Annotated in this window: 22 protein-coding genes; 8 read left to right on the top strand and 14 right to left on the bottom strand. The window is 61.6% G+C overall.

From position 1 onward, the window contains the following. Positions 1-449 precede the first annotated feature (449 nt). From SFC76_RS19080 to SFC76_RS19605, 5 genes are all read left to right on the top strand, one after another. A complete protein-coding gene (locus tag SFC76_RS19080) occupies positions 450-3,374 on the top strand; it encodes a cold shock domain-containing protein (RefSeq protein WP_322850999.1) in 2,925 nt (974 codons plus the stop codon). 412 nt (positions 3,375-3,786) lie between these two features. After that, positions 3,787-4,101 (top strand): hypothetical protein, encoded by a 315-nt coding sequence (locus SFC76_RS19075; RefSeq protein WP_322850998.1) that lies wholly within the window; start codon positions 3,787-3,789, stop codon positions 4,099-4,101. Between the two features lie 59 nt (positions 4,102-4,160). Then, complete coding sequence (locus SFC76_RS19070) at positions 4,161-5,678, top strand: sulfatase (protein ID WP_322850997.1); 1,518 nt, start codon at positions 4,161-4,163, stop codon at positions 5,676-5,678. A 93-nt stretch (positions 5,679-5,771) separates the two neighbouring features. Next, entirely contained in the window at positions 5,772-6,611 is an 840-nt protein-coding gene (locus tag SFC76_RS19065; RefSeq protein ID WP_322850996.1) for a formylglycine-generating enzyme family protein, read from the top strand. A 99-nt stretch (positions 6,612-6,710) separates the two neighbouring features. Beyond that, a complete protein-coding gene (locus SFC76_RS19605; protein ID WP_416222450.1) occupies positions 6,711-6,962 on the top strand; it encodes a GCG_CRPN prefix-to-repeats domain-containing protein in 252 nt (83 codons plus the stop codon). Positions 6,963-7,003: 41 nt separating this feature from the next. Here SFC76_RS19605 and SFC76_RS19060 read toward each other — a convergent pair whose 3' ends face one another. The 5 genes from SFC76_RS19060 to SFC76_RS19040 all read right to left on the bottom strand — a co-directional run bounded on the left by SFC76_RS19060 (position 7,004) and on the right by SFC76_RS19040 (position 10,241). Beyond that, positions 7,004-8,050, bottom strand: coding sequence for a cellulase family glycosylhydrolase (locus SFC76_RS19060; RefSeq protein WP_322850995.1), 1,047 nt, complete (start codon positions 8,048-8,050; stop codon positions 7,004-7,006). A 258-nt stretch (positions 8,051-8,308) separates the two neighbouring features. After that, the gene (locus SFC76_RS19055) at positions 8,309-8,737 is read right to left on the bottom strand and encodes a periplasmic heavy metal sensor (protein ID WP_322850994.1); all 429 of its coding nucleotides are present in this window, start codon (positions 8,735-8,737) and stop codon (positions 8,309-8,311) included. 1 nt (position 8,738) lies between these two features. Next, positions 8,739-9,143 (bottom strand): hypothetical protein, encoded by a 405-nt coding sequence (locus SFC76_RS19050; RefSeq protein ID WP_322850993.1) that lies wholly within the window; start codon positions 9,141-9,143, stop codon positions 8,739-8,741. Next, a complete protein-coding gene (locus SFC76_RS19045; RefSeq protein ID WP_322850992.1) occupies positions 9,133-9,690 on the bottom strand; it encodes an RNA polymerase sigma factor in 558 nt (185 codons plus the stop codon). Before SFC76_RS19045 ends, SFC76_RS19050 begins: the two co-directional genes overlap by 11 nt. A 38-nt stretch (positions 9,691-9,728) precedes the next feature. After that, entirely contained in the window at positions 9,729-10,241 is a 513-nt protein-coding gene (locus tag SFC76_RS19040) for a signal transduction protein (RefSeq protein WP_322850991.1), read from the bottom strand. A gap of 507 nt (positions 10,242-10,748) precedes the next feature. Here SFC76_RS19040 and SFC76_RS19035 point away from each other — a divergent pair. The 3 genes from SFC76_RS19035 (at position 10,749) to SFC76_RS19025 (ending at position 12,956) form a co-directional block, all read left to right on the top strand. After that, on the top strand, positions 10,749-11,003 hold the full coding sequence (locus SFC76_RS19035) for a hypothetical protein (RefSeq protein ID WP_322850990.1): 255 nt from the start codon (positions 10,749-10,751) through the stop codon (positions 11,001-11,003). Between the two features lie 218 nt (positions 11,004-11,221). Next, on the top strand, positions 11,222-12,016 hold the full coding sequence (locus tag SFC76_RS19030) for an energy transducer TonB (RefSeq protein ID WP_322850989.1): 795 nt from the start codon (positions 11,222-11,224) through the stop codon (positions 12,014-12,016). 373 nt (positions 12,017-12,389) lie between these two features. Beyond that, the gene (locus tag SFC76_RS19025) at positions 12,390-12,956 is read left to right on the top strand and encodes a hypothetical protein (RefSeq protein ID WP_322850988.1); all 567 of its coding nucleotides are present in this window, start codon (positions 12,390-12,392) and stop codon (positions 12,954-12,956) included. A gap of 202 nt (positions 12,957-13,158) precedes the next feature. Here SFC76_RS19025 and SFC76_RS19600 read toward each other — a convergent pair whose 3' ends face one another. The 9 genes from SFC76_RS19600 to paoC (SFC76_RS18985) form a co-directional block, all read right to left on the bottom strand. Further along, on the bottom strand, positions 13,159-13,335 hold the full coding sequence (locus SFC76_RS19600) for a DUF6771 family protein (RefSeq protein WP_416222449.1): 177 nt from the start codon (positions 13,333-13,335) through the stop codon (positions 13,159-13,161). A gap of 72 nt (positions 13,336-13,407) precedes the next feature. Further along, positions 13,408-16,539, bottom strand: a complete 3,132-nt coding sequence (locus tag SFC76_RS19020; protein ID WP_416222448.1) for a PAS domain-containing protein — start codon at positions 16,537-16,539, stop codon at positions 13,408-13,410. A gap of 353 nt (positions 16,540-16,892) precedes the next feature. Then, on the bottom strand, positions 16,893-17,801 hold the full coding sequence (locus SFC76_RS19015) for a LysR family transcriptional regulator (protein ID WP_322850987.1): 909 nt from the start codon (positions 17,799-17,801) through the stop codon (positions 16,893-16,895). Positions 17,802-17,896: 95 nt separating this feature from the next. Next, positions 17,897-18,931, bottom strand: a complete 1,035-nt coding sequence (locus SFC76_RS19010; RefSeq protein WP_322850986.1) for a zinc-dependent alcohol dehydrogenase family protein — start codon at positions 18,929-18,931, stop codon at positions 17,897-17,899. A gap of 11 nt (positions 18,932-18,942) precedes the next feature. Beyond that, a complete protein-coding gene (locus SFC76_RS19005; RefSeq protein WP_322850985.1) occupies positions 18,943-19,911 on the bottom strand; it encodes an SMP-30/gluconolactonase/LRE family protein in 969 nt (322 codons plus the stop codon). After that, a complete protein-coding gene (gene paoC, locus SFC76_RS19000) occupies positions 19,911-22,121 on the bottom strand; it encodes an aldehyde oxidoreductase molybdenum-binding subunit PaoC (protein WP_322850984.1) in 2,211 nt (736 codons plus the stop codon). The genes SFC76_RS19005 and paoC (SFC76_RS19000) overlap by 1 nt, the downstream gene beginning before the upstream one ends. A gap of 88 nt (positions 22,122-22,209) precedes the next feature. Continuing rightward, positions 22,210-22,620 carry a cupin domain-containing protein gene (locus SFC76_RS18995; protein WP_322850983.1) on the bottom strand — a complete coding sequence of 137 codons (411 nt, stop codon included), beginning with the start codon at positions 22,618-22,620 and terminating at the stop codon, positions 22,210-22,212. 118 nt (positions 22,621-22,738) lie between these two features. Continuing rightward, positions 22,739-23,347: a cysteine hydrolase gene (locus SFC76_RS18990; RefSeq protein WP_322850982.1), complete on the bottom strand. Its 609-nt coding sequence runs from the start codon at positions 23,345-23,347 to the stop codon at positions 22,739-22,741. A gap of 34 nt (positions 23,348-23,381) precedes the next feature. Next, a complete protein-coding gene (paoC, locus tag SFC76_RS18985; protein WP_322850981.1) occupies positions 23,382-25,589 on the bottom strand; it encodes an aldehyde oxidoreductase molybdenum-binding subunit PaoC in 2,208 nt (735 codons plus the stop codon). Between the last annotated feature and the right edge of the window lie 2 nt (positions 25,590-25,591).

The raw sequence follows: 25,591 nt of genomic DNA, 5'->3' as shown, positions 1-25,591 counted from the left end.
CGGCAAGCAATGGGCGCTTTCAGCCTGGCAGGTTTCGGGGTCCGCTTTTCGGCCCACGAATGTCGCGATCTGGTGGAGACCAGCCAGTCCGCTTTCGGGCGGCAATTGCCGAAAGCTGCCGTTCGTTCAGGCGACCGGGCAGGGGCTTGATTGCCCGGAAGTGGTGGGGAGCCGCCCGACCGCTTTGGAGAAACCAGGGGCGGTAAGCAGCCGTTCATTCATGATCGATCGGTCGGCAGCTGTGCGCCCTAATTCAGTCATTCGAGCCGCGGAACGGCGATCTCGAGTTCGCACCTGTCCCTTTCCCTGTGTAGTCTCAATCCAGAATTGATAGGTGTTCTGATTGCCTGTTATAGCAATAGCGGCACGCTTTGCGAACTGTGACGAAAACAGCTGACACTTGCGAGGCTACCGCATAGAAAATGGTAAACTGATGAGCGGGGGGAAGTATGGACGTTGACGCTTTCGAGGCACCGCTCGAGGAGCTACTCAAGGACGTCGGCGGAAGGCTGGAAGCGATCGAGACCGAGGCCGACGCACGCTTCCAGCTGATCGACCGGCTCCTAATCGAGGCACTCGGTTGGGGTCACGAGGACTTTCGGATGGAGCCTCACAACCCGTCCGGTTACACAGACTATCTCGTGCAGTATCGCGGCACACCTGCACTAGTCGTCGAAGCCAAGCGCATTGGGAAGCTATCTATCGACACGGCTGACCCGAAGCTCGGAAAATATAAGATCGGCGGTCCGGCGCTCAAGTCTGCGGCAGAGGGCTTCACTCAGGCGGCAAGTTATTGCCTTGAGCACGGGGTCGAGTTCGCCGCCCTCACCAGTGGCACCGTCTGGATTGCCTTCATGGCGCTGCGCGCGAGCGGCAAGTCCTTTCGAGAATACAAGGCGTTTGTATTTCCGAATATTTCCTCGATCCAGAGCAACTTCGCGACCTTCTATGATCTTTTCTCCAAGGAGGGAATGTCGCAGAAGATCTACCGGACGCACTTCGCCAAGCTTGACGGGGTGTCAGCAAAGCGCTTCGAGCCGATGCTGAGCGTGAACAAGCCGAACAACCTCCGGCTTCTAGCGAAGACCGATTTGGCGCGAGAGCTCGAGCCCGTGCTGTCGAGCTTCTTCGGCGACCTATCAGGTGTCAACGACCCGGAGCTCCGGCGTCAGTGCTTCGTGGAATCTCGCGAGAGCCGCACTGCGGATGTAACTCTGCAGAAGATGATCGGAACAATTTCGTCGGGCATCACGGCGCTGCCGACGGATACCGGCAGGCAGATCGTCGAGCGCATCAACGCGGTCATGGATACGAGACGCAGCGAGAACATACTGATCGCTGGCGGCGAGGGAGCCGGCAAGACGACGTTCATCACGAGGTTCTTCGAGGACGTGCTCGAGAAGCCTTTGAAGGAAGCCTGCCTAGTGATCCGGATCGATCTTGCCCTCATGCTGGACGATCCCGCGCTTGCTCCGCCGAACGTAACGGCTGCGGTCAAGGCGGAGATCGAACGGCAGCTCTACGCCGGTGGCTATCCCCAATACGATGACCTCTTGGGCCTCTATTTTGACGAGTATCAGCGCCAGAGTGACGGTGAGTTTCGCCCGCTCTACGAGCGCGACAAGGGCGCGTTCAAAGAGAAGTTTGGGGAATTCCTCCACGCGGCGGTCCGCTCGGATCCATTCTCCTACGTCGCTCGCTCGCTGGAAAGCGTCGTGAAGAGTCGCAAGCTGCTCCCCGTCTTCGTGTTCGACAATGCAGATAGCCGCAGCGTGGCCTTCCAAGAAGCGGTTTTCGAGTGGTCGCAAACGGTCAAGCGGCAGGTCCCGCTGTGCCTCGTCATGCTGCCTGTGTCGGACCGCACGATCTGGCGCATGTCTAGGGAGGGACCGTTGCGCACAAGCGACGGTAGAATCTTCTATCTCCCCACACCATCAACGAAAGAGGTTTTAGAAAAGCGAATTCGCTATCTCATCGATAATTCCGCGCCGCAAAAGGGGCGCGCCAAGTACTTTCTTGAAAAGGGCATCGGACTGAAGCTCACCGACATCAACGCATTCGCAGCTTGCGTAGAGGAGATCTTCATCAATGAGGACTTCATCTCTAGGCGGATCGGTTGGCTGACTAACCACAATCTTCTGCGTACGCTAGAGCTTACCAGAGACACGATTACGTCGCCATACCTTAGTATCGACGAACTTGTAGCTTCATACCTAAAGCATGGCGGGAACTCGGTCCCCATCAAACACCGCAAGTTTGTGCAGGCGCTGATCGGGGGTAACTATAATCAGTTTGATGGAACCAAGCACGGGTATATACGCGACGTTTTTGAAACCTCGGCGGACTTTCCGTCGAGTCCTCTGCTCACGTTGAGCCTCCTACGTCTCCTAATCGACAAAGCGGGTGATCAAGCGTCGAATAGTTCTCTGGGCTATGTCACCTACGAGCACATCCAGAGTTATTTCGGCGCCATGAGCGCCGATGACGACGCCGTGCGCGACGCGCTAGCGCGAGCCCTTGCAAACGGTCTTGTTGAACCGTTCGAAAAGGGTGACCTGGAAATCGCCAACGAGCAGCGCTTCGCTGTTACGAGTCCCGGCCGAATGCACTACGAAATGGCGTTGCGTGACGCTGTCTACGTTAGCGAGATGGCCTTCGCGACGCCAATCCGGTCTGAGGCAGCGATCGATCAGATGCGCGCGATTAAGAATGGCGGCGGTGCGATGCGCACTGATCAGTGGCGCGAAATATGCAAGATTTTTATCAATTACTGCATTGCCGAGGACCGAGCGTTCTTGGTTCTGCCTGGCGATCCGATGTTCGGGGGCCAGCACCAGCTCCGGGCTGACCTTGCAGCGCTGTGGGGTGAACAGGCGATGCCTGTGAAGGGAGCGACGAATAGCACGGCGTTGGATGCGGTCTCTCGCGACCAAGTCCGCGCCACGGTCAAGTGGATAGACGCCGCGAAGGGTTACGGCTTCTTGACCGATCCTGAAAGCGGAGAAGACGTATTCGTTTCCACGCGGCTCTTCCGCGAGCGAATGTTCGACGTCCCCATACAAGGATCAGTGGTGGTATGCGACGTCGCTCCGGGAAAGGAGGGGAGGCCTCAGGCAGTATCGATAAGCTCGGTCGAGCCAGCACCCGAAGAAGGTGGAAAATACGTCAGCGCACGCATCAAGTTCTACAACTGGGAGAGCGGATTCGGCTTCGCGACGCTAGCTAGCGGGGACGACGCCTATCTTTCTCGTAGGCTTGTAGAAGCCAGCGACGTGCAAAATCTGTCAGAAGGAGCGCCAGTCGAAGTGATCATCCAGCCAAACTCGAACCGAGGGATGCTGGCAACGGCTCTTCGGCCTGTCCGAAGTGTCTAGCTGATCATATAAGCTAAAGACCGGTTGTTTAAACGGCCAGAAAAATTTTAAACTCTCTTGTGGGTCTTTCCGCCTTTTGCGGATTGTTGTCGGACGTCCGTCTTTACTGGCAAAAGCGCTCGGAGCCGCCAGTCCGCAACCGGCCCAATCGCGGCCGAAGCATCCTGCATGAACGAACGTCCGCTTCCGGTCATGCGCAGAGCTGGCTTGAACGGCCGTAACTGGGTCGTCTGAAGTTGCGAAGGGTTTACGAAGGAGGCGCCGCCCCTGCGTTCATGCGTATCCGCGGCATAACCCCGCAATCTGCCCACGTTCGATCGAGATCAAGAAGACGGCGACGCTGTGATTTCAATTTGCCCGCGACGGAAAGGGGCCAGCACCGCGTTGAAGGAGCAGTGACAAGGAGAACGAGATGTTGAAGCTACGTTTTACCGCCGCCCTCACGGCAGCATTGGTGCTCGCCGGGGCTGCAGATGCGCAGAGCGTTAACCAGCGTCAGGGCCGTCAACAGGCGCGCATCAATCAGGGCGTTGCCAGCGGGCGCCTGACTGCCGGTGAGGCCGTTCGCGACGAGCGCCAGCAGGGTCGTATCAACGCCACCGAAGCGCGTATGCGCGCGAACAACAATGGCCACCTCAACGGCAACCAGCGTGCTCGCCTCGAGAACCGTCAGAACCGGGCCAGCGCGCATATCTACAACAGCAAGCACAACCGCCGCCGTTACTGAGCCACAGCCGGGGCGACCCCTGCCGCCCCGGCCTTTCGTTATGCTGTGGAGAGGCCCCCATGAACCGTCGTGATTTTGTTCAGGCGACTGCAGCAAGTGCCGCTGTCGCTGCAACAGGCGTTCGTGCTGTGACTGCGCGACGACGGCCTAATCTCCTCTACGTTTTCAGCGATCAGCACCGAGCCGCATCGCTGCCAGGCGAGCCTTTCAACCAGGCCGCGGCACCCCATCTCGACGCCTTCCGGCACGCGAACTTCTCGATGGATCGGTGCGTCTCCAACTATCCGCTTTGCACACCTTATCGCGGCATCCTGATGAGCGGACGCTGGCCGTATCAGACGGGTCTGACCCACAACAACGTCGCGCTGCCGTCGAACGAAATCTCGCTCGGCCGCGTGTTCCTCGATGCCGGCTACCACACCGGCTATGTCGGCAAATGGCATCTGCAGGGTCGCGGCAATGCGTTCATACCCGCTGGTCCCGACCGCATGGGGTTCGAAGATTGGCATGTCTGGGCGCGGACCAATGCGCACTACCGCTCCTGGACCTACGATCCCGATACCGGCGCCCGGATCCAGCCCGACGGCTGGAACTGCACGACGATGACCGATCAGGCGATCACCCTCATCGAGCAGCAGCACGGTGCGACCAAGCCCTGGATGTTGATGGTGTCGTGGAACCCGCCGCATCCGCCTTACAACCCACCTGCGCAGGACGCCGAGCGTTACCCTCCCGACCAGCTCAAGCTGCGACCCAACGTCTCGTTTCCCCTGCAAGGGAAGCCTGCCGCTGGTGAGGCGAAACCATTGACCGCCGCCGAACCGCTGCGTGAAGCGATGCAGGGCTATTATGGTGCGATCACCGGTGTCGATGCGGAGTTCGGACGGCTGCTGGCGGCGTTGGAGGCCAGTGGTCAGGCAGAGGACACGATCGTCGTCTACACCTCCGACCACGGCGACATGATGGGCTCGCAGGGGCGTATGGCGAAGCAGGTGCCCTTCGAGGAGTCCTGCCGGGTCCCGTTCTTCATCCGTTATCCCGGCGTTACGCCTAAAGGCGGTAAGTCCGACACGCTGTTCGCTGCCATCGACATCTATCCGACGCTATGTGCCTTGGCTGGCCTGCCGGTCCCGCGTCATTGCGCCGGGCGCGACATGTCGGCCGTGATGCGCGGTGGCAGCGTCGAGGCGTCGCAAGCCGTGTTCCTGATGAACCAATTGCCACATGCAGCCGAAGGAATGCCGGCAAGCGGTGAGGACGGCGATGCAGGAGAGACGGCGTCCGACAGCCTCGTACGCCACGGACGGGAGACGCGACCAGGCCACCAGTTCATCAACCAGCCGACCTATCGCGGTTTGCGGACCGACACCCATACCTACGCTGTTGCCGAGAGCGGTCGTTGGTGCCTTTACGACAATGTCGCCGACCCGTTCCAGATGAAGAATCTGGTCCGTGACCCGGCACACCAGGCGATGATGACGGGTTTCGACAAGCAGATCGGAGCATGGTTGATATCGGCTGGTGACCCCTTCCCGCTGGCAGATGCGGTCACACGTATTACCGACTTTCCGACCTGAGCGCTGATGGGTTGTTGTTCTCCCGATCACCCAAGCCAAGCACCACGCACGCCGTCGCTGCATGTCGGGGTGTGCTCCGCCGCGACTGATCCGATGGTCGAGATCCCGGGCGGCGTGTTCCGGATGGGTTCGGACGATCCGCTTGGGTTCCCCGAGGATGGGGAGGGGCCGGTTCGTGCCGTGCGCCTTCCCCCCTTCCTGATCGATGCGACCGCCGTCACCAACGCCTCGTTCGCGCTTTTCGTGAAGGCGACCGACCATGTCACCGATGCCGAGCATCTGGGCTGGTCCTTTGTGTTCGTAGGCGAAACGCGATCTAGCGATCCGGTCGTAGAGCAGGCGCCGTGGTGGGCGGCAGTCGAGGGCGTCAACTGGCGTCACCCCTCTGGCCCCCAGAGCGATATCAACGACCAGGGCGGTCACCCAGTCGTTCATGTCTCCTGGCACGATGCGCTCGCCTATGCAGGCTGGGCGGGCAAGCGCCTGCCGACCGAAGCGGAATGGGAATGCGCGGCACGCGGGGGGCTCGACCAGCAGATTTATCCCTGGGGCGATGTTTTCTTGCCCGAGGGCGAACCACGCTGTCGGATTTGGGACGGGCCGTTCCCAAGCCGACGAGCCGGGTTCCTACTCCCCGGCACGGGGCCGGTGCGCGAGTTTCCGGCCAACGGCTACGGCGTGTACGGCATGGCCGGCAACGTCTGGGACTGGTGCGCCGACTGGTTCGATCCTGCGCATCATCTCTTTGCATCGCGGGACAATCCTCACGGTCCCGCCAGTGGCGAGCGTCGGGTGCTGCGGGGCGGCTCGCATCTGTGTCACCCATCCTATTGCAACCGGTACCGGGTTGCGGCCCGTAGCAGCAGCACCCCCGAGAGCAGTACCGGTCATATCGGCTTTCGCTGTGCTCGAGACATGCCAAGCGGTGGCTAGATCGCCCTGTTGAAAACGAACTACGACGGAAACCGCTTTCGGTGGCGTTGAACGATTGTCCGGTTCAAATCCGGATGCGTAAGCAAATGAGAGGTGATCATGAAAATGCTTATCCTGGCGGCTCTGGCCGCCACAACAACGCTTGGCGTGGCGTCGACCGCCGACGCCGCGCAAGGCTGCGGGCGGGGCTTTCATCGCGCTGCCTACGGGCGCTGCGTTCCCAATCGCGGCCCTGGGTACGGGCGGCGCGGTCCGGTAATCGGCGTGTTCTACCCCGGCCGAGGCTATTGGCATGGCGGCCGCTATTGGGGGCACCGTTACCGCTGGCATGGCGGTTGGCGCTACCGCTGAGTGAATGATTGGCCGGGGCACCGCGGTGCCCCGGCTCTACGTTAAAATCCGTCAGCTGCGGTAAGCGGCCGGCCATAATTTGTCGTGAAGAGCGTGTGGACGAGCTGCCCCGAATTGCCCATCGGATTGGCTGGCGTTGATCCCTTGTATGTTGTCGGGGCCCATCCAGGCACCGTCTGGGTCATCACATCCGGCACGTCGAACGCCCCGCCGCCCAGCGGAATAGAATGGTCGCGCAGGTAGTTCAGAAGGTCGACCGCGACCTGATAGCTGGTTAGATTGCCAAGGCCGATATCGGCGCCGAACCCGGCGGACCATTCATCGGCCCAAACCGGCATTTTGGTGCTGGGAATGCCAAAATCCACATCCCATTTGCTCTCGTCGTCACTACCGCGCTGATATGGGTGGACTGCGTAGACGACACGGCCGAGCGGGTCGTTGATCGTCGGCGCGCCGTCGAGCGTGCGACCGATCCCTAGCCCGTCAAGCACCATGACATTCTGGCTGCCGGCCGCACGCAGATGGTCGACCAGCGGCTGCATACCGACCGCGACGGGATCGCTTGCGCCGGCAGCATTGGTACCGCCATTGGCCCATAGCGCCCAGTTCGCATCGCTCTTCGCCGATCGCGGCTCGTTGTACAGCTCATACAGCACACCACGGTCCGCCCCGAATGTTGCGTTGAGCGCATCCCAATCGCGTACCGTCACGGCGGTGGCGAAAGGGTTGAACCCCGTCTCTCCGCTATTGGTCTCGTCCTGCATCGAGATCATGACGACGAACCCGGCAGCTCGCGCCTGCTTGATCGCGGCGGTGACGCTGGCGGCATAAGCGGCATCGTAAAGCGGCGATTGCGGATCCAGCGACGGCTGGCTGACCTGGAAGCGAAGCGTGTCCGCGCCGAACGCCGTCGCTGCTGCCAGTTCGGCTGCCCCATAGTTCACGGTTCCCGTGTACGTTTTTGGCAGATTGGCCTGCAAATACGCAGGTGTGGCGACAAAGCCGCGAATCACTACGCTCCGCGGCATCCAGTTTTGACCGTTGAGGGTGAGGTGAAGCCCGGATACCCCGACCGCCTGCGCAGCCACTGGTGTGGGAGCAGGCGTTGGCGTTGGCGTGGGTAAAGACGCTGCTGTCGGGGTCGGCGTTGCGCCTGGGACAATGGCAATAGGCGCCGAAGTCGCACTGCCCCCGCTACCGCATGCCGCGACACACAGGAGGGCGGCGGTCGTCATCAGACGCGTTATCAGGCTTGTTCTCAATGGAGCGTGACCTTCTGTTCGGTTCGTTGCTCGTTGAACGGCGCGTCACTGCAAATCCGTCGCGACGCCCCGTTGCCATCGGCGTCACCGATCCCGCTTGCGTATTCTGCTGGTCAACGCATTCGCAATGCTCTGGCGGTCCGCCTGCGGGAGCGTGGCGGCAAAATCCACGGCGCGGTCTTCGACGATCGCACGGACCCGGGCGTCGTTGGCGCGAGCTCGAGCAAGCGACGCCTTGATCGCGACCGCATTCGGTACCGGCTCGCCTAGCAGTCTTGCTGCCTTCGCCTTGGCAGCGTTGCTGTCGACGATGAGTGGCCGCACCGACGCGCGGGCCTGACGCAGGTTGGTACGGAACGCACGGCGCTCGTCGCGTGGCAGTTCCGAGCCGATCACGCGTAGCGCGCCCGCAGCGATCATGCGGTGACCACCCTTCAGCCAGACCGTTCCGCCGATCAGTGCTCCTGCGAGGAACAGGTTGAGCAACAGCGAGGCGATGACCAGAATGCGCATCCTACCCATTGCTGTCACTCCCGGCCGGTAGGTCGCCGAATACCGTCATGCTGTCTGCCTGGCTCGTCGGTGTAAGAATCGTCGTAGCAGCGATGCCGGCCGTGGCGCCTGACAGTGCGGCGGTCATCCCGATCGCAGTCCACCAAAGTTTGACCGATCGCGCGATCGAGGTTCTGGGCGCACCCGCAAGAACACGGGCCGCGAGCGCGTGGTTGGGGGCTGGCACCAGCCAACTATCGAGCGTATCGTCGAGCGCCCGTGCATCGGCAAGGATAGCTCTCCCTTCCAGCGTTCTCGACACGCGCAGCGCGTCATCCTTCTGGGAAATCGGCCACCGTGCGATCACACCGCCATAGGCATCGGCCAGCGCTTGAAAACGCTCCAGGCTGAAAGGCTCAGATGTCACCGTTCGCTCCTTTTTGCGAAAGCTGTGCGCGCAAGGTCCGTCGACCGCGCGCCAGCAAGGATTCCAGCGCCTCGACGCTGACCTCCAGCGCTTCGGCTGCGGCCGCGCCTGTCAGATCCTGATAATGAACGAGCAATATGGCCTCTCGTTGACGTTCCGGTAGCGCGGCAATCGCTGCTGCTACCGCCCCATCGCGTTCTGCCGAGACAAGCGTAGCCTCGGCATTGGGCGTAGGGTCGGTAAGGTCGACGACCGCTTCGCTCGTAATCTCGCGCCGACGACGCAACCGATCGCGGCACAGATTGAGGACTACCGTGTGCAGCCAGGTATCGAACCGCGCACGCCCTGGCTCCCAGCTGCCAGCTTGCCGCCAGACACGGACGAATGCCTCCTGGGCGACGTCCTCTGCTTCCGTGGTATCGCGCAGCATGCGGTTCGCCAAGCCGACGATGCGCGGGAGCTTGCCCGTGACTAGCAAGCGCGCCGCTGTCGGATCGCCGCGTGAGAGGCGTGACAGCAACGCAACGTCGGGATCGGGGTTGTCCAAATTGGGCGTACCTTACCAGCAAGGTTCCTGACCCGATATCATTCGCCGGCGTCGTCGGCTGATCCAGCGCCACTACCGGTAGCCGAGGCGTGTCCCGCCTTGCGCTCAGCACGGGTCGGTCGACCATCGCTGTTGCTATCCAACCGGCGGAAACGCTGGCTGGCGGCCGTATCAATCTCCGGGCGATCCACGAAACCGTCGCCGTCGCGGTCGAGATGCTTGAACCGCTTGGCGGGGTCACCCTTGCCGTTCGTCATCGCTGCCACGAATTCGGCTCGGCTGACCCGGCCGTCGTGATTGGCATCTGCTGCCATTACTTTGCGTTCGCGATGCTGCTGAAACTGCTGAAGGCTCCAGCCAAGGGCGTTATGACGTCCGTTTGATGATGGAGCAGAGCCAGCGCTAGGAGAAATGCGAATGGCGGGCTGATCATTGGTGGCGACGGTCGATTGTGGCCCATCGCCGTTAGTCTGCTTGCCACACGCTGCTGTCGGAAGAGCGCCTGCGACCATCAACGCCAACGCTAAAATCCGCCGATCGATCATGATCATGAGCCTACCTACCTCGCTTGAACCTGTGTCGCCCGGTTCAACGTCAGGTTGATCGGCTTCCGTCGATTGAGCGAGTGGAAAAATTGAGACCGTCGATGTTCGATTCTTCAAAGCAGACAATGCCGTAGTGTACGCGGTGCCCAGCTAGCGGTTCGGCATTCCCCACAAGCCGGGCGGCAATCCGTGTCATCGTCGAGCGGGTCGCTTCGCAGTGAGGCGAAAGACATCGGTCCTGCAGCTTCGTCTCTGGTGTAAGCTCATATCCAGAATACCAGTCGTGCTGCGGACATGAATGGACGTCCGGTTTCCGCAAGCGGGCAGCGGACTGCCAATGACTGCAATTGGGTCGTGGAAGCCACGGCTCATGCCGAAGATGTAATACTCGAAAGCACGAACTCAGCTCGGCTTACCGTCTAATCACGCCCAGTTGCAGACGTCGGTGGCTCGGCCTCTCATTCTCGATAGCGGGCATTGCCTGAGCGTTGGAGTTCGGGCAGCTTCTTATAGATGACCGACGCTCGCACCTTCCTAATTGGCTTCCTTCGGCGCATTATAGATGGTGGCGACGTGACGAACGACGAGCTCAACGCTGCTACCGTCGATCCCGCAGCGCTGCGAGGTGCTGAGCGTAAGGCGTGGCATGGCCTGAGCTATTGGGCTGACGACGATGACATCCGAGCGAAAGACCCCGCATACGCGCCAGCACGTCGGAGCCAGCTCGCTGACCTATTAACCGACTTGGAAAACGAGAATGACGGCTGACGCCCAATTGTTAACTAAGTTAATCAAGCGCCTTACTTAGAATACAAGCTCATTTTCCTACAAAAAGGTGCGTCAATATCCCGGGGCTATCGCATAGCGCTGTTTATTTTAATAAGCAGTCAGCGCAATAATCGACACTTGGCCCCGTAGTATTATTTTAAATCGTGCAAATTGGCCGTATAAAGCGAAGTAGACGGGTGGTATAGGGAGATATTGCAATGACGTGGTGGGTCGCTGCGACATTTATGCAAATAACGTTATCGGCAACGGCGCTAGAACCGTCCGGCAAATGGGCGATCGATTTCGCATCACCCGGATGCGTGGCTACACGGCCTTTTAACAATGGACAGGCTCAGCTTTCAGTCGCAACGCCACCGCTTGAGCATAAGCTAGTTATCTCTGCGAATGTTGCATCGCCGGTTAAACTACCAAGAGGTACAACCTTGGCGCTTGTGATAGGTCCAGGCGGCCGACGGTTCGAAGGAAAGGCGATAGACTTCAATTCGCCAATTGCGAAATCACCAGAGTTCGGGCTTTACATTGACCGTGACGAGATTGCGCAACAAGCTATTGCTGACATATCCTTTGAACATGGTAAGGAGAGGCTCGCTGCCTTCAAAACGGGAGCGTGGAACGCTTTGCTAAAATCAATGGCGGAATGCTCTCAGGATTTTATTGTTAGTTACGGTATTGACCCAGAACGCGAGCATCAGGTTGAAACGCCGGCAGTGCCAAAGCTGGTTGATAAGCTGTTACTAGACAGTAGAATTTCATATGATGCTATCTCGCAGCGAGCGCAGAGCAAAATGGGATTGCGAGTACTAATTGGTACGACTGGACATATTGAGCAGTGCACACCCGTAACGTCCTCGGGAAGCCGAACGATAGACGAACGCGCCTGCAAGCTGCTGGTCGAACAGGGGCGGTATATTCCTGCGAAGGACCGCTCGAATACGGCGATCGTATCGGAGCAGCTAATATTTAATAGATGGCTGCCAGCTGTCGATAGGTAATCCGCAGTCTTTTTTTAATGGGGCGCAACAACATCTCGTCCGAAAACGGCAGCCACGGCCACTTCGCTTCTAAAAGTCGTCAGTCCGCTTTCCTCCCAAAAGCGGACCTGCCGCTTACGCCCGCTTCCGGACATTGGAAGCTCGGAGTCAAATGTAACTTGCAAAAGTCTGCTTATAGAGCGATCATTCGCGAATGCGTCCGTTTTTTCATTTCGCGTTCCGTGTGCACCTACGCACGGCGGCAATGCGGTTGGCCATAACTAGTTTCCTGCTTTCAGGTGCATGCTCGACGGCTCCATCTAATCGAGCGTCGGACGATGTCCTAAGGTCGCCCATCTTTGTCAAAATTGCTGACCGAGTATTTAGAACACGCTTGGCAGAGGTGCAGCTCGTCTCGAAACGTGGCGAGGCCAGTAACACTTCATACAATCCCCAAGATGAGGACACCGGGAAGATTGACGCCGAAAAGCTCGCACGAGACGCCTCAAGGTCATCGGCGCCTGTATCGGCTGGCCTTCTACAAATTGTTCCCACCGTACTCTACGAAGGGCGACCGCCAAATATCGATTGTGTAAGCTGGCGTTGCCGGTCAGCCAAAGCTGGCGTTGCCAACGATCTTCCTGCGAGCTTTATGCTCGTAGACCAACACGATTTGAGGCAGCTCGAAGCTTACTACAACGGAGACAAAAACGTTTTTGAGCTTTTGTCTGCTGTAGGGCCGTTTAACGACAAGCCTAAGGTTGCGTGTCCGAAGCAGGATACCACGCCGTCAGGTCCTGACGTCAAAGTACCATTAATCATCACGTCTTGTTACGCCGTCGTCCGGCTCTCTCCACAAGTTCTGGCTGTCTGGCCGCTTGATCCCAGAAGGCGCGAAAACGCCGAGGCGACGGCGGCGCGGCAAGCTCAAGCTCTGGCACTTGTTTCTAAAACGGAATGACGGAGGCACCGGAACTGTGGCTCAGCTCAACATGCCACCATGAGGCGAACGTCCGCTCTCCTCTCCATTCACGACATCCATGACGGTCGATCATGCGACGAGGCCATTCAGCGCGGAGATGAATGAATGTCTGAAGATGGGGAGCGGGGGAGGGGGCGCGAATGTCCGGGTTTGCGTCCTCGCCGTCGCCTTGTCATCGGAGCTAGCCTGCTTGATCGGTGACCTCTGCGGTATGAGAAAGGGCCGCTGCGATCATCGCGGCTAAAGCTTCCTCAGCCCGCTGGCGCCCGGCAGGATCTTTAGCGAGCAGATCGTGCCTGATCCATTCGGGCGCTCGACGTAGGACGCTCGTGATCGAAGCAAGCTGCTCATCAGACATTGCGTTTGCAGCACTCTCTCGTTCGATTGCGATAGGGTGTGAATGGACACACCCCTGCGGCTAGACCTTAACTTATCCTCCCACTTTGTCGGTCGACGCGTTGGGAACGGGCTCATTGCTGCGGCCAAAGCGTATGGCTGACGCCAACGCTGCGGCGTTGTATGGCTTCGGCAGAACTACACAGTCGATCTCGTTCGCCACGGCTCCGGGATCGCCGGTCGCGAAGATGACGATGGCATCAGGCCGCAACGCGCGTGCTTTTTCGGCGAGCTCGCGTCCGGAAGCTCCTGGCAGGTTGAGGTCGGTGACCAGAACGTCGACAGGGGCCGTCTGCAGCGCCATCAACGCTTCTTCGGCGCTGGCTGCCTCGACCACGACGAAACCGGCCTCCTCCAGCATCTCGCCAGTGTTGCCGCGGATCAGATCGTCATCTTCGACCAAAAGTGCGGTCTGACGGATCGTCGCCGAAGATGCGATCGGCGCGGAGCAGGTGGTGACAAGCTCGGCGTTTGCAGCTGTCGGGACAAATGTTTGCTTCCGCTGGCGTTGATTGGCCAGCACGTGCCGGAATTTGCGCGCCAACGCGTCGCGCGTATATGGCTTGGAGAGCAGCTCGACCCCCTTGTCGAGCTTGCCGCCGTGCACGATCGAGTTTTCGGTATAGCCGCTGGTGAACAGCACGGCGAGATCGGGCAGCCGTTCGCGAGCCTTGCGAGCGAGTTCCGGGCTCTTCAGCGTTCCGGGCATGACTACGTCGGTAAATAGCATGTCGATCGCCACACCACTTTCGATCACCGCCAGGGCGCTGGCCGCGTCGGGCGCCTTGAGGACGCTGTAGCCAAGATCGGTAAGCATCTCGACGACGGTGGCGCGGACCTCCTCGTCATCCTCGACGACCAGCACAGTTTCCGTGCCGCCGGTGACGGGGCCTGCATCACTCACGACCTCAAGGTCCTCGGCCTCGGTCGCGCGCGGCAGGTAGAGGCGGATGGTCGTGCCCTCGCCGACTTCCGAGTAGATTTTTACGTGGCCGCCGGACTGTTTGACGAAGCCATAGACCATCGACAGGCCGAGGCCCGATCCCTTGCCCTCGGCCTTGGTCGAGAAGAACGGTTCGAACACCTTAGCGATGATCTCGGGCGACATGCCCGACCCGGTATCGCTGACCGCCAGCATGACGTACTGCCCCGGCGTCACCTCGTCATGGGAGCGCGCATAGGCGTCGTCGAGATGCGCATTTGCCAGCTCGATGGTCAGCTTGCCGCGACCCTCCATCGCATCGCGCGCGTTGATCGCGAGATTGAGCAGCGCGTTCTCGATCTGCGCGGGATCGATAAAGGTGTTCCACAGCCCGCCGGAAAAGACGGTTTCCACCTCGATCGCCTCGCCGATCGCGCGGCGTAGCATGTCGTCCATTCCCTGCACGAAGCGGGTGACGTTGACGACCTTCGGCTCGAGCGCCTGACGGCGCCCGAAGGCCAGGAGCTGGGCCGCCAGCTTTGCACCCCGTGACACGCCGGCCATCGCGTTGTTGACGCGCTTCTCGGCGCGCTCGTTACCGGCAACGTCGCGGCTGAGCAGCTGAAGATTGCCGCCGACCACTTGGAGCAGATTGTTGAAGTCGTGCGCGACGCCGCCTGTCAGCTTGCCGACCGTCTCCATCTTCTGCGACTGAGCAAGTTTAACCTCAGCCTCGCGCCGATCCGCAATTTCCCGGATGACACGGCTTTCTAAATTTTCGTTGAGATGTCGGAGCTGATCCTCTGCCCGTTCGCGATGCCGCACCTGCCGCGACAGGCTCTCGGCGTGCTCGCGCAAGCTCGCCTCCGCCGCACGCTGGTGGGAAATGTCGGTGTGGACGCCCACCCATTCCGAAATCTCGCCGGCATCGTCGAGGATGGGCAGGGCACGAATAGCAAAGGTCCGCCATTCGCCATCGTGACGGCAAACGCGGTGCTCGTGCACGAACATGCTGCGGGCAGACACGGCTTGGTTCCAGGCAACGACGGATGCGGCCGCGTCGTCCGGGTGGACGGCCGATGCCCAACCGAAACCCTGGTACTCGTCCTGGCTTTGCCCGGTCAGCGCACTCCAGCCCGGCTGCTCGCCGACCATGCGGCCGTCGGCGCTGTTGGTCCAAAGCACGCCGTGCACGGCCTCCATGGCAGTGCGGAAACGGCTGTTGCTCGCCTTGATTTCTGCTTCGCGCTCGGCGCGATCGCCGATATCGATGCCGAGGATATAGACGCCGAGCGTCTCGCCGCTGTCCCCGACATGGGGAACATAGCGGATCTCGGTCTGACGTGGGCCAAGGGTCCGGTGATGCAATACCGTCTCCGCGACGAGCGGGCTGCCCGTCAACGCGAGGTCGAGGTCCTTTGCGCGGGTGCGGTACGCCTCGTCACCGATTACTTCCCGCACGGACTTGCCGACGACCGCATCGGGCGAGATGCCGAACCAGCTTTCATAGTCGGCATTGGCGAAGCGGTAGACGTGATCGCAATCGACGTAAGACACCAGCATCGGCACGGCATCCGCGATCCGGCGCAACTCGGCTTCGCTCGCGGCAAGTTTTTGCTCGGTGGCAATCCGTTTGCTGTTGTCGATGATGGTGCACAGCACGCCACCGGGCGTTCCATTCGCATCGTAGACCGGTGTGTAGAACAGGCTGAGGCCCAGCGTCTGCGGGCCATTGGCGCGCTGAAAGACGATCGGCTGATCAAGGTAGGATTGCGTCTCGCCCTGACGCACCGCCGCCAGTATCGGACGGTTCCAGTCCCACACTTCGGGAAACGCCTCTGCCACCGGTGTGCCGAGCGCCAACGGGTGCCGCTCGCCGGCGATCTCCCGGTAGGCATCATTGTAGAACATGATGTGGTCTGGTCCCCACATCAGCACCTTGGCGACCGGCGAGTTGACGAGATTGGAGATGGTGGCCCGCATTTCATGAGACCATGCTTCCGGCATTCCGAGCGCCGTGCGGCTCCAGTCGCGGTTACGGATCAGGGTGCCGCACTCACCACCTCCCACTGGCCAGCCATCCACCACCGTCTGGGAGGCGCGGCGCGGACCGTCTCGCAGCGAACACAACCCCGCGCGAACGACCTCGCTGACATTGGCATAATCACCCGTTGCCAAGCTGCTTGAGATGAAGCTCTTCAGCTCGGGGGTCAGCGATACATTGCAGGAAAGGCGCGTGGTCATCATCCGGCTCTGCGCACGTACCGCGCCTGTGTCAACAGATGGCACACCTCGACATCTGGGAGTACAGCTAGGCTGTACGCGCAACCACATAAGTCCGCGCCGCGTGCGCTTTGTCTGATCGGCGCGCTCATCCATCGCCCCTCGAATGCGCCTGCCCACGCGGTGACTTCCCAGCGAAGTTTCTTGGCTTCTGGTGCTCCTCACTATGCTCAGCGCTCATGAATGAATGGCAGAATTTGGGAAGCGGGCAGGGCGCTCCGAGTGGCCGGATTTGGGTCCGTTCAGCCGCGGTGCTTGTGAGTCATGCCTAAAAGGCACCGGCTGAAGATCATTCCGAGACGCAATCGGTGCAACTACAATCCGAGTGGACGAAGCTCGCGTACTAAGTCGATCAGCAGTTTGAGGCCAGTCGGCACCTGGCGTCTGCTTGAATAATAGATGTAATATCCTGGACCTACAGTGGACCAATCTTCCAACACGTAGCGTAGCTCGCCACGTTCGACATAGGGTTGGAATGACGACTTCAGGCCGTAAGTTAGGCCAGCTCCCGACCGTGCCGTGGATAGCATGGCCCGCCCGTCATCGAGAACGATTCTGTCAGGCACGGTAACGGCAAATTCTCCCTCTGGACCTTCAAACTCCCATCGGTAAATGCGGTCGTCGCCTAGCCGTACGCCAAGGCACTGGTGCTGTTGCAGGTCCTCCGGGCTCTCTGGCGTGCCCATCCGATCGAGGTACGATGGGGCACCAGCGACAATCCAGCGCAGATCGGCCGAAAGTCGCTGCGTGATCATATCTTCGGGAACGGTGCCGCCGTAGCGGATGCCCGCATCGAAACCGCCGTCGGTGATGTCGGTCATCTGATCGCGGGCTGCGATGTGCAGCTCGATATCCGGATATCGCTCGATGAAGACGGGCAGGACCGGCGCGAGCAGCAGCGAGGCAGCTTCCGCGACGACGTTCAGCCGAATGCGACCGGTGGGTGCCGCGCGATACTGATTAAGTCCCTCAATCGCTTGGGCGATCTGGCCGAACGGATCGGTCACGGCATCCCGCAATCCCTCTCCCGCTGCCGTAAGTGTGACACTCCTGTTGGTTCGGTTCAGCAATCGGACGCCCAAGCGCGTCTCAAGACCTTTGAGCGCGTGGCTGAGACCCGAAGCACTGACGCCAAGCTCCAGCCCGGCAAGGCGGAAATTGCGATGCCGGGCGATTGCGAGAAAGTAGGTCAGATCGGCGAGATCGGATCGATTAGTTAGCATGATGAATCCTGCTTGCCACCAAAGATTGCCGAACGAGGCGCTGGATCATTGGTCCGAAGCTGCAAACCCGGGAGACCTGGTGACGAGAGAATGTATCACGGCCGGATCATGACCTTCAACGCTTCCCGCTCATTCATCGCACGATAGCCATCGCGTACGCCGTCGAGGTCGACGGTGCGATCGAAGACCAGACCGGGTTGTATGCGGCCTTCCATGACATCTGGGAGCAGTTCGTCGATATAGGCGCGCACCGGAGCGGGACCGCCACCCACCGTCACGTTGCCGTAGAACATCGGCTGCGCACCTGGGATCACCTCATAGTGCGGCACACCGACGCGGCCGACCGTACCGCCTTTGCGGACGATCCCCATCGACGTTTCGGCCGACTGAGCGGTGCCGACGCATTCCAGCACGGACTGGACGCCGAGGCCTTGGGTCAGCTGACGCACACGCTCGACGGCCTCTTCGCCGCGCTCAGATACGACATCGGTCGCGCCGAAATGCCGGGCCAGGTCGAGCCGCGCCGGGTGTCGGCCCATGATGATAATCTGCTCGGCGCCGAGCCGCTTGGCGGCGATCACGCCGCACAGGCCGACGGCACCGTCACCAACAACCGCGACGCTGCCACCACGGCGCACACGCGCGGTGAAGGCCGCATGATGGCCCGTTCCCATAACGTCGGACAGGGACAGGAGCGAGGCCATCAGAGCATCGTCCGCCCCGACAGCAAGCGGGTAGAGCGTCCCGTCGGCATGCGGGATACGCAGTGCCTCGGCCTGCGCACCGCCGGGATCATCGCTCTGACCGAAGAAACCGCCATGCACGCAGGCGGTCTGCAGCCCCTCTTCGCAAAACAGGCAGCTTCCATCGGAGAAGGCAAACGGCATGACGACCAACTGACCCGGCTTGACCGTCCGGACCTCGCTGCCGATCGCCTCGACGATGCCGATAGCCTCATGGCCCATCGGTTGGCGACCGTCATTCGGGCCGCCATTGTAAGGCCACAGGTCGCTGCCGCAGATGCAGGCGCGGGTTACGCGGATCACCGCATCGGTTGGCTGACGGATGGTCGCATCGGGAACGTTCTCGATGCGAACATCCTGATTGGGGTAGAGGATTGTCGCGCGCATAATCGGGTCTTTCAGTTCGGCATTTTTGCGTGAAAGATCGTCGCGTTGCCGCCGGGGGAGCCATCACTGGCGACGATCGCGATGTCGGACGTGCCGGGCCGCAGGGCGAGGCTCGTGAGGTTGAGGTTCCGGCCTGCGTCCCGGCCGGGCAGAACGATCTGGGCAAGCGGCAGGCCGGTCGGCGTGAACACGAGGATCCGGCCTTGGCCGTACAGCGAGACATAGACGCGACCGGCTGCGTCAGCGCGCATCGAGTCCGGGGCAGAGCCAGTGAAATGATAGGGCGTCGTCGCGCCGAATGGCGCCGTCGTCGTCGCATCCGTCAGGTTGAGGCGGTGTAGCTGTCCAAGCGCAAACCCGCCGACCCACAAGGTTTTGTCATCCGGGCTGAGGGCGATACCGTTGGCGATGGGGAGGTGCTGCAGGACCGGCAGCGGCTTGGCATCGCCCTTGACGTACCAGACGCCGCCCTCCGGGGCTCCGATACCGCCACGCGCATCGGTGAAGTAGAACCCGTCTGCGTGATCGAATACGAGGTCGTTGGGCGAAAAACCCGCCGTCTCGGGCACGATGACCCGCTGATCGGATCCATCGGGCGCCATCGATACGACGGCGCCACCACCGGACGAGTTTGCTGTCGCGATGTAGAGGCGGCGGTCAGGTCCCAGCGCCATGCCACCCGGCATCAAGCCGGCAAGTTTGACGACGGACGCGATCCGCCCCGAGCGATCGAGCCGCATCACCCGTCCGCCTTGGACGTCGGAGAAGAGCAGTGTGCCATCCGGGAGGAAGACCGGTCCCTCCAGATCCTTGGTCGCGCCCTGCACGACGATCGGTTGATCGGCCATGATCATAGGCAAGGCACGTTCGCCCGGCGGAATTGGGACCGCGCTGGAGGAAAGGGCTTGTGGCACCTGTCCCACCGCGCTCGCGGAGGCGAGCGTGAGCGACAGCAGCGACACGATCCGAAGCACGAACATCAGGCGACCGCCGGCAGGTTTGCAAGGTGCTTGTCGAGCGTCAGCGGATAGGAGCGGACCCGCACGCCGGTCGCGTTGTAGACTGCATTGGCGATCGCTGGCGCGACACCGGTCAGGCCTAGTTCGCCGACGCCCTTGGCTTTCAGCGGCGACATTGTCGGATCGACTTCGTCGATGAAATGCGCCTCCAGGTGCGGCACGTCGGCATGGACGGGGACTTCGTAGCCGGCAAGATCGTGATTGACGAAGAAGCCAAAGCGGGTGTCGACGGCCATTTCCTCCATCAGGGCAGCGCCGATGCCCATCGTCATGCCGCCGATGACCTGGCTGCGGGCAGTGGTCGGATTGAGGATGCGTCCGGCCCCGCATACGGCCAGCATCCGACGGACACGAACCGCACCGGTATAGGCGTCCACGGCGACCTCGGCAAAATGGGCGCCGACGGTCTGCTGCGCGAAACGGTCCTTCAGGTCGCCATATTCCATAGAGTCTTCAGCGACGAGGTCACCATCCTTGGTCACATCGGCGAGCGCCACCGATCGTCCGGCCGATTGCACCATGCCATTAGCAAAGGTGACATCAGTTGTGTTGAAGCCCATGCGTTGCGCGATCAGATCGCGCAGCTTTGCGCATGCAGCATAGACCCCTGCGGTCACCGATGCCGCACCAGCCTGGCCGCCCGAGCCCGGTGTTTCGGGAAAGGTGGAATCGCCGAGTTTCGCCGTCACGTGCTCCAGGGGCACGCCCATCATCTCGGCCGCGGTCTGGGCCACGATCGTGTAGCTGCCGGTGCCGATATCGGTCATGTCGGTCTCGACAGTGACGTGCCCGTTCTTGTCCAGGCGCACGCGGGCACCGGCCTTGGAGATCGGCGCACCGCGGATCGCACTCGCCATGCCCATGCCAATCAGCCACTTTCCCTCGCGTCGACTGGCAGGCTTTGCAGCGCGTGCATCCCAGCCGAACCGGTCTGCGCCCTCTTTCAGACACTGCACGAACGGGCGGGTGGAGAAGCGACGTTCAGGCTTTTCCGGATCCACTTGCGTGTCGTTGGTGATCCGCAGCGCCACAGGGTCCATGCCGAGCTTCTCGGCGAGTTCGTCCATGGCAACTTCCAGCGCCATCATGCCCGGGGCCTCTCCCGGCGCACGCATGGCGTTGCCTTCCGCCAGATCAAGCTGCGCCAGATAGCGACGCAGCAACCGGTTCTCGCCGGCGTACATCAGCCGGGTCGGCAGGGTCGATGGCTCGGTCCGGCCGCCGGGCAGATTGCCCGACCAACTGTCATGACCCACGGCAAGCAACCGGCCGTCCTTTGCGGCCCCGAGCCGCACCCGCTGGATGGTCTTGGGCCGGTGGATGGTGTTGTTGAACATCAAGGCCCGCTGCAGCACGAGCTTGACCGGACGGCCCGATACTCGCGCGGCGAGGGCCGCGAGCGCCAGATCGCTCTGCGTCGTGCCCTTGCCGCCGAAACCGCCCCCGATGAAGGCAGAGTGCAGGCGGATCTTCTCCTTGGGCGTGCCAATGATGAGGCCCAGGTCGCGGCAGCCCCAATTCATTGCCTGGATCGACGTCCAGCAGGTGAGCTGGTCGCCGTCCCAGCGCGCGATCGTCGCATGCGGCTCCATCATCGCGTGTGCGTGATCAGGAACGGTGTAGGTCTCGTCGACCTGAACTGGTGCGCCCGCGAATGCGGTCGCGAACGCCCCGACTGAGACCGCGGTCGGGCCACCGAACGCCTCCTTGGGCGCGATTGGCGTCGACGGCTTTTGAACGGCCAGGTCGAAGCGGCCGTTTCCACGAGCGTAGCTGATGTTGATCAGAGATGCTGCAGCGCGCGCCTGTTCGAAGGTATCGGCGACGACGACGGCGACCGCCTGATGATAATGATCGACCATCGGACCGGCGAGGACGCGCTGGACGTAGAACTCGCCCGTGCCGATCGGGCCCGAATTCTCATGCGTGACGATCGCGCGGACACCCGGCGCGGCCTGCGCTGCGGCGGTGTCGATACGTTCGATCCGGCCCTTGCCGATCGCGGCACCCAGAATGTAGCCGTAAGTGGCTCCCGGGGCGACGTCGTGACGCTCGGCGGCATAGCGCGCGAGACCAGTCGTCTTTAGCTTACCTTCCACGCGGGGATGGGCGCGACCGACCACGGCCAGTCTGTCGATTGGCGTCGTGCCCGCAGGCGTATCGAACTTCATGGCATTTTTCTCCGTGACGCCGCCTGGCTAGCCAGGTGGGCATCGTCGCCGTCGCGCCTACAGGCGCGCCGCACGTCAGCAGGCTTGATCAGCGACCGGGACCCTTCAGGTAATCCTCGTCAGAAACCTTCTCCATCCACGTCACCGGCGAACCGTTCTCGCTCTCCTGAACGGCGATATGGGTCATGCCCTCTGTCGGCGTGGCGCCATGCCAGTGCTTCTCCTTGGCTGGGCAAAGCAGAACATCGCCGGCATGAAACTCAAGAACGGGTCCACCTTCGACCTGCGTCCAGCCCACCCCCTCGGTGACGATCAGCGTCTGGCCGAGCGGATGGGTATGCCAAGCCGTACGAGCGCCCGGTTCGAAATGGACGCGAGCGCCCGAGACGCGCGACGGTTCGCCACGCTGGAAGAGCATCGTCACCGTGGTCTTGCCCGTGAAGTTGTCAGCGGGACCATCGACCGTCTTCTGGTCGGCTTTGCGATTGATCTCGGTCACGTTGGGTTCCTTATGGTTCTTGGCCGGAGCGAGCCCGCTCAAGCGGCTGGATTGTCGATGGTCACCGAAGCGGGAGCGATTGAATTTCGTCGGTGGCGCGCCGCCAGGGCGTCGGCGTTCATGCAGAGCCCACTAGCTCGGTGAGAAAAGCTTCGTGCGTCATCGGCCGGGAAAACATCGGGAAGTTCTTTGTGACCGCCGCTTGCTGCTCTGCAGCGCTGAGGGTCGCGGTGCAGTCGGTCAGCGTCACGACGCCGAAGCCGCGCTCGTAGGCCGAGCGCATGGTCGACTCGACGCAGCAGTTGGTCAGGAAACCCGCGATGGCGAGATCGGTGAGGCCGCGCTGACGCAGGATGAAATCGATATTGGTGCTTGCGAAGCAATCGAGGCCGCGTTTGCCCTCGATCACGATGTCGCCATCGACCGGCGCCATGACATCGGCGATAGCCGCCCCCCAGCTGCCTTTCTGAAAGGCCTGCGCCTGCTTAATGCCGGCGAGAATCCCATAAGGATCGGCCGGCATCTCAGGATAGCCTGCGGCAAAGCTGATTGGCGCGTGCATCACCGTCACACCACGGGCGCGAGCCTGCTCCACGACGGCGCGGCTGTGCGCCAGCATGTCGGTTTCGGCCATCACAGCCTTCACCGCGTCATGCTGGGCGCCGCCTTCGCTGACGAAGTCATTCTGGTACTCGATCAGCAATAGGGCGGTGGTGTCGGGTGTCATCGTCATTCTCCATTCGCCCCGGGCGCGGCGTGGCTCACGCCACCGCCGGCAGCCGGTCTAGATGCTTATCGAGGGTGAGGGGGTAGTCGCGGATACGAACGCCGGTTGCGTTGTAGACGGCGTTCGCCACTGCTGCGCCGACGCCGCACAGGCCGAGTTCGCCGATACCCTTGGCCTTTATCGGATTGGCCTTGTCGTCGGCCTCCTCAAGGAAGATCACTTCCTGATGCGGGATATCGGCGTGGACCGGCACCTCGTAGCTGGCGAGGTCGTGGTTCACGAAGAAGCCGAAGCGCTTGTCGACGGCCAGTTCCTCCATCAACGCGCTGCCGACGCCCATCGTCATCGCACCGATCACCTGGCTGCGCGCTGTCGTCGGATTGATGATCCGCCCCGCCGCGCACACGGCCAGCATACGACGCAGGCGCGTAGCGCCGGTGTACATGTCGACCCCGACCTCGACGAAATGAGCGCCGAACGTGGACAGCTGCCAGGTCTTGTCGAGGTCGCCAAACTCCACCTTGTCTTCGGCAACCAGCTCGCCGGCCGAGGCTGCCTGCCGCAACGCGGCCGATCGGTTGCCACTGGTGACCCTACCGCTGTCGAACACCGCGTCCGCCGAGTTGTAGCCGAGCCGCTGAGCCACTGCCTCGCGCAGCTTGACGCAGGCAGCGTAGACGCCAGCGGTCGCATTCGCGGCACCGAACTGACCGCCCGAGCCGGCCGACACCGGAAAGGCGGAGCTGCCAAGCTTCACGATCACGCTATCGGCCGGCACCCCCATCATCTCCGCGGCCGTCTGCGCGATGATGGTGTAGCTGCCGGTGCCGATGTCGGTCATGTCGGTCTCGACCGTCACAACGCCATCCGTGCCCAACCGCACGCGCGCGCCCGATGGCATGTTCATGTGGTTGCGGAATGCCGAGGCGACCCCCATCCCGACGAGCCAACGTCCGTCACGCACCTGTGCCGGGGTCGCGTTGCGCTGCGACCAGCCAAAGCGCTGGGCGCCCTCACTCAGGCATCGAATTAGCTGTCGCTGCGAGAAGCGCCGCTTGGGGTCTTTTGGATCGACCTGCGTGTCGTTCTTCACGCGGAAGGCGATCGGATCCATGCCGAGCTTCTCCGCCATCTCGTCCATCGCAACCTCGAGCGCCATCAGGCCCGGGGCCTCGCCCGGTGCTCTCATCGCGTTGCCTTCCGGCAGATCGAGCACTGCCAACCGCATCGACGTGAGGCGATTGGCACCGGCGTAGAGCAGGTTTGTCTGCAGGACCGCGGCCTCGGGGCTACCGTTCGGCTGATCGCCCGATCCGCTCTGGTGGGCGATCGCGGTAATCGTACCATCCTTGGTCGTACCAATCCGGATACGCTGACGGGTGGCAGGACGGTGCGTCGTGTTGTTCGCCATGAATGGCCGGCTCATGGCGACCTTGACCGGACGACCGGCTGCCTTTGCACCGAGTGCTGCTAGCACCGCATCGCTTCGCAGGAAGAGCTTCCCGCCAAAGCCACCGCCGATGTACGGCGACACGAAGGTGACCTTCTCCTTGGGCATGTTGAGCGTCGTGGCAAGATCGGTGCGGCCCCAGTCAATCATCTGGTTCGACGTCCACACCGTCAGCGCATCGCCATCCCATGCCGCGATCGAGGCGAAGGGTTCCATCATCGCATGGCTGTGATCCGGCGTCGTATATTCGGCATCGAGCTTCACCGCTGCCGATGCGAAAGCCGTTTCGAACTTGCCGACCCGGTCCTCACCCTTACTGGGCTTGTCCGCATCGGTCAGGGGCGCTGTCTTCAGGGCCGCATCGAGATCGAAGCGACCGTTGGTCCGTGCATAGTCGACCCGCACCAGTGAGGCAGCGGCCCGTGCCTGCTCGAATGTCTCTGCGACGACAACGGCGACCGCCTGATGGTAATGATCGACATCGGGGCCGGCCAGCAGCTTGACAGTGTTGTACTTGCCCTTGCCGAGCTTGCCCACGTCAGCCGCGGTTACAACCGCGACCACACCAGGCGCTGCCTTGGCGGTTGCTGTGTCGACGGCGTTTATGCGCCCTTTGGCGACTGCGGCGCCCACAACATAGCCATAGGCAACGTTCTCGATCTCTCGATGATGCTCATAGGCATACGGCGCGCGGCCGGTTGTCTTGAGCGGGCCATCGATCCGGCTTCTGGCCTGCCCGACGACCTGCATGCGATCGATCGGGTTGGTTGTAGCGGGTGTTTCGAACTTCATGG

Source organism: Sphingomonas sp. CD22 (assembly GCF_034556155.1).
Taxonomy (GTDB): domain Bacteria; phylum Pseudomonadota; class Alphaproteobacteria; order Sphingomonadales; family Sphingomonadaceae; genus Sphingomonas.
This window is presented reverse-complemented; position numbering and strand designations above follow the sequence as displayed.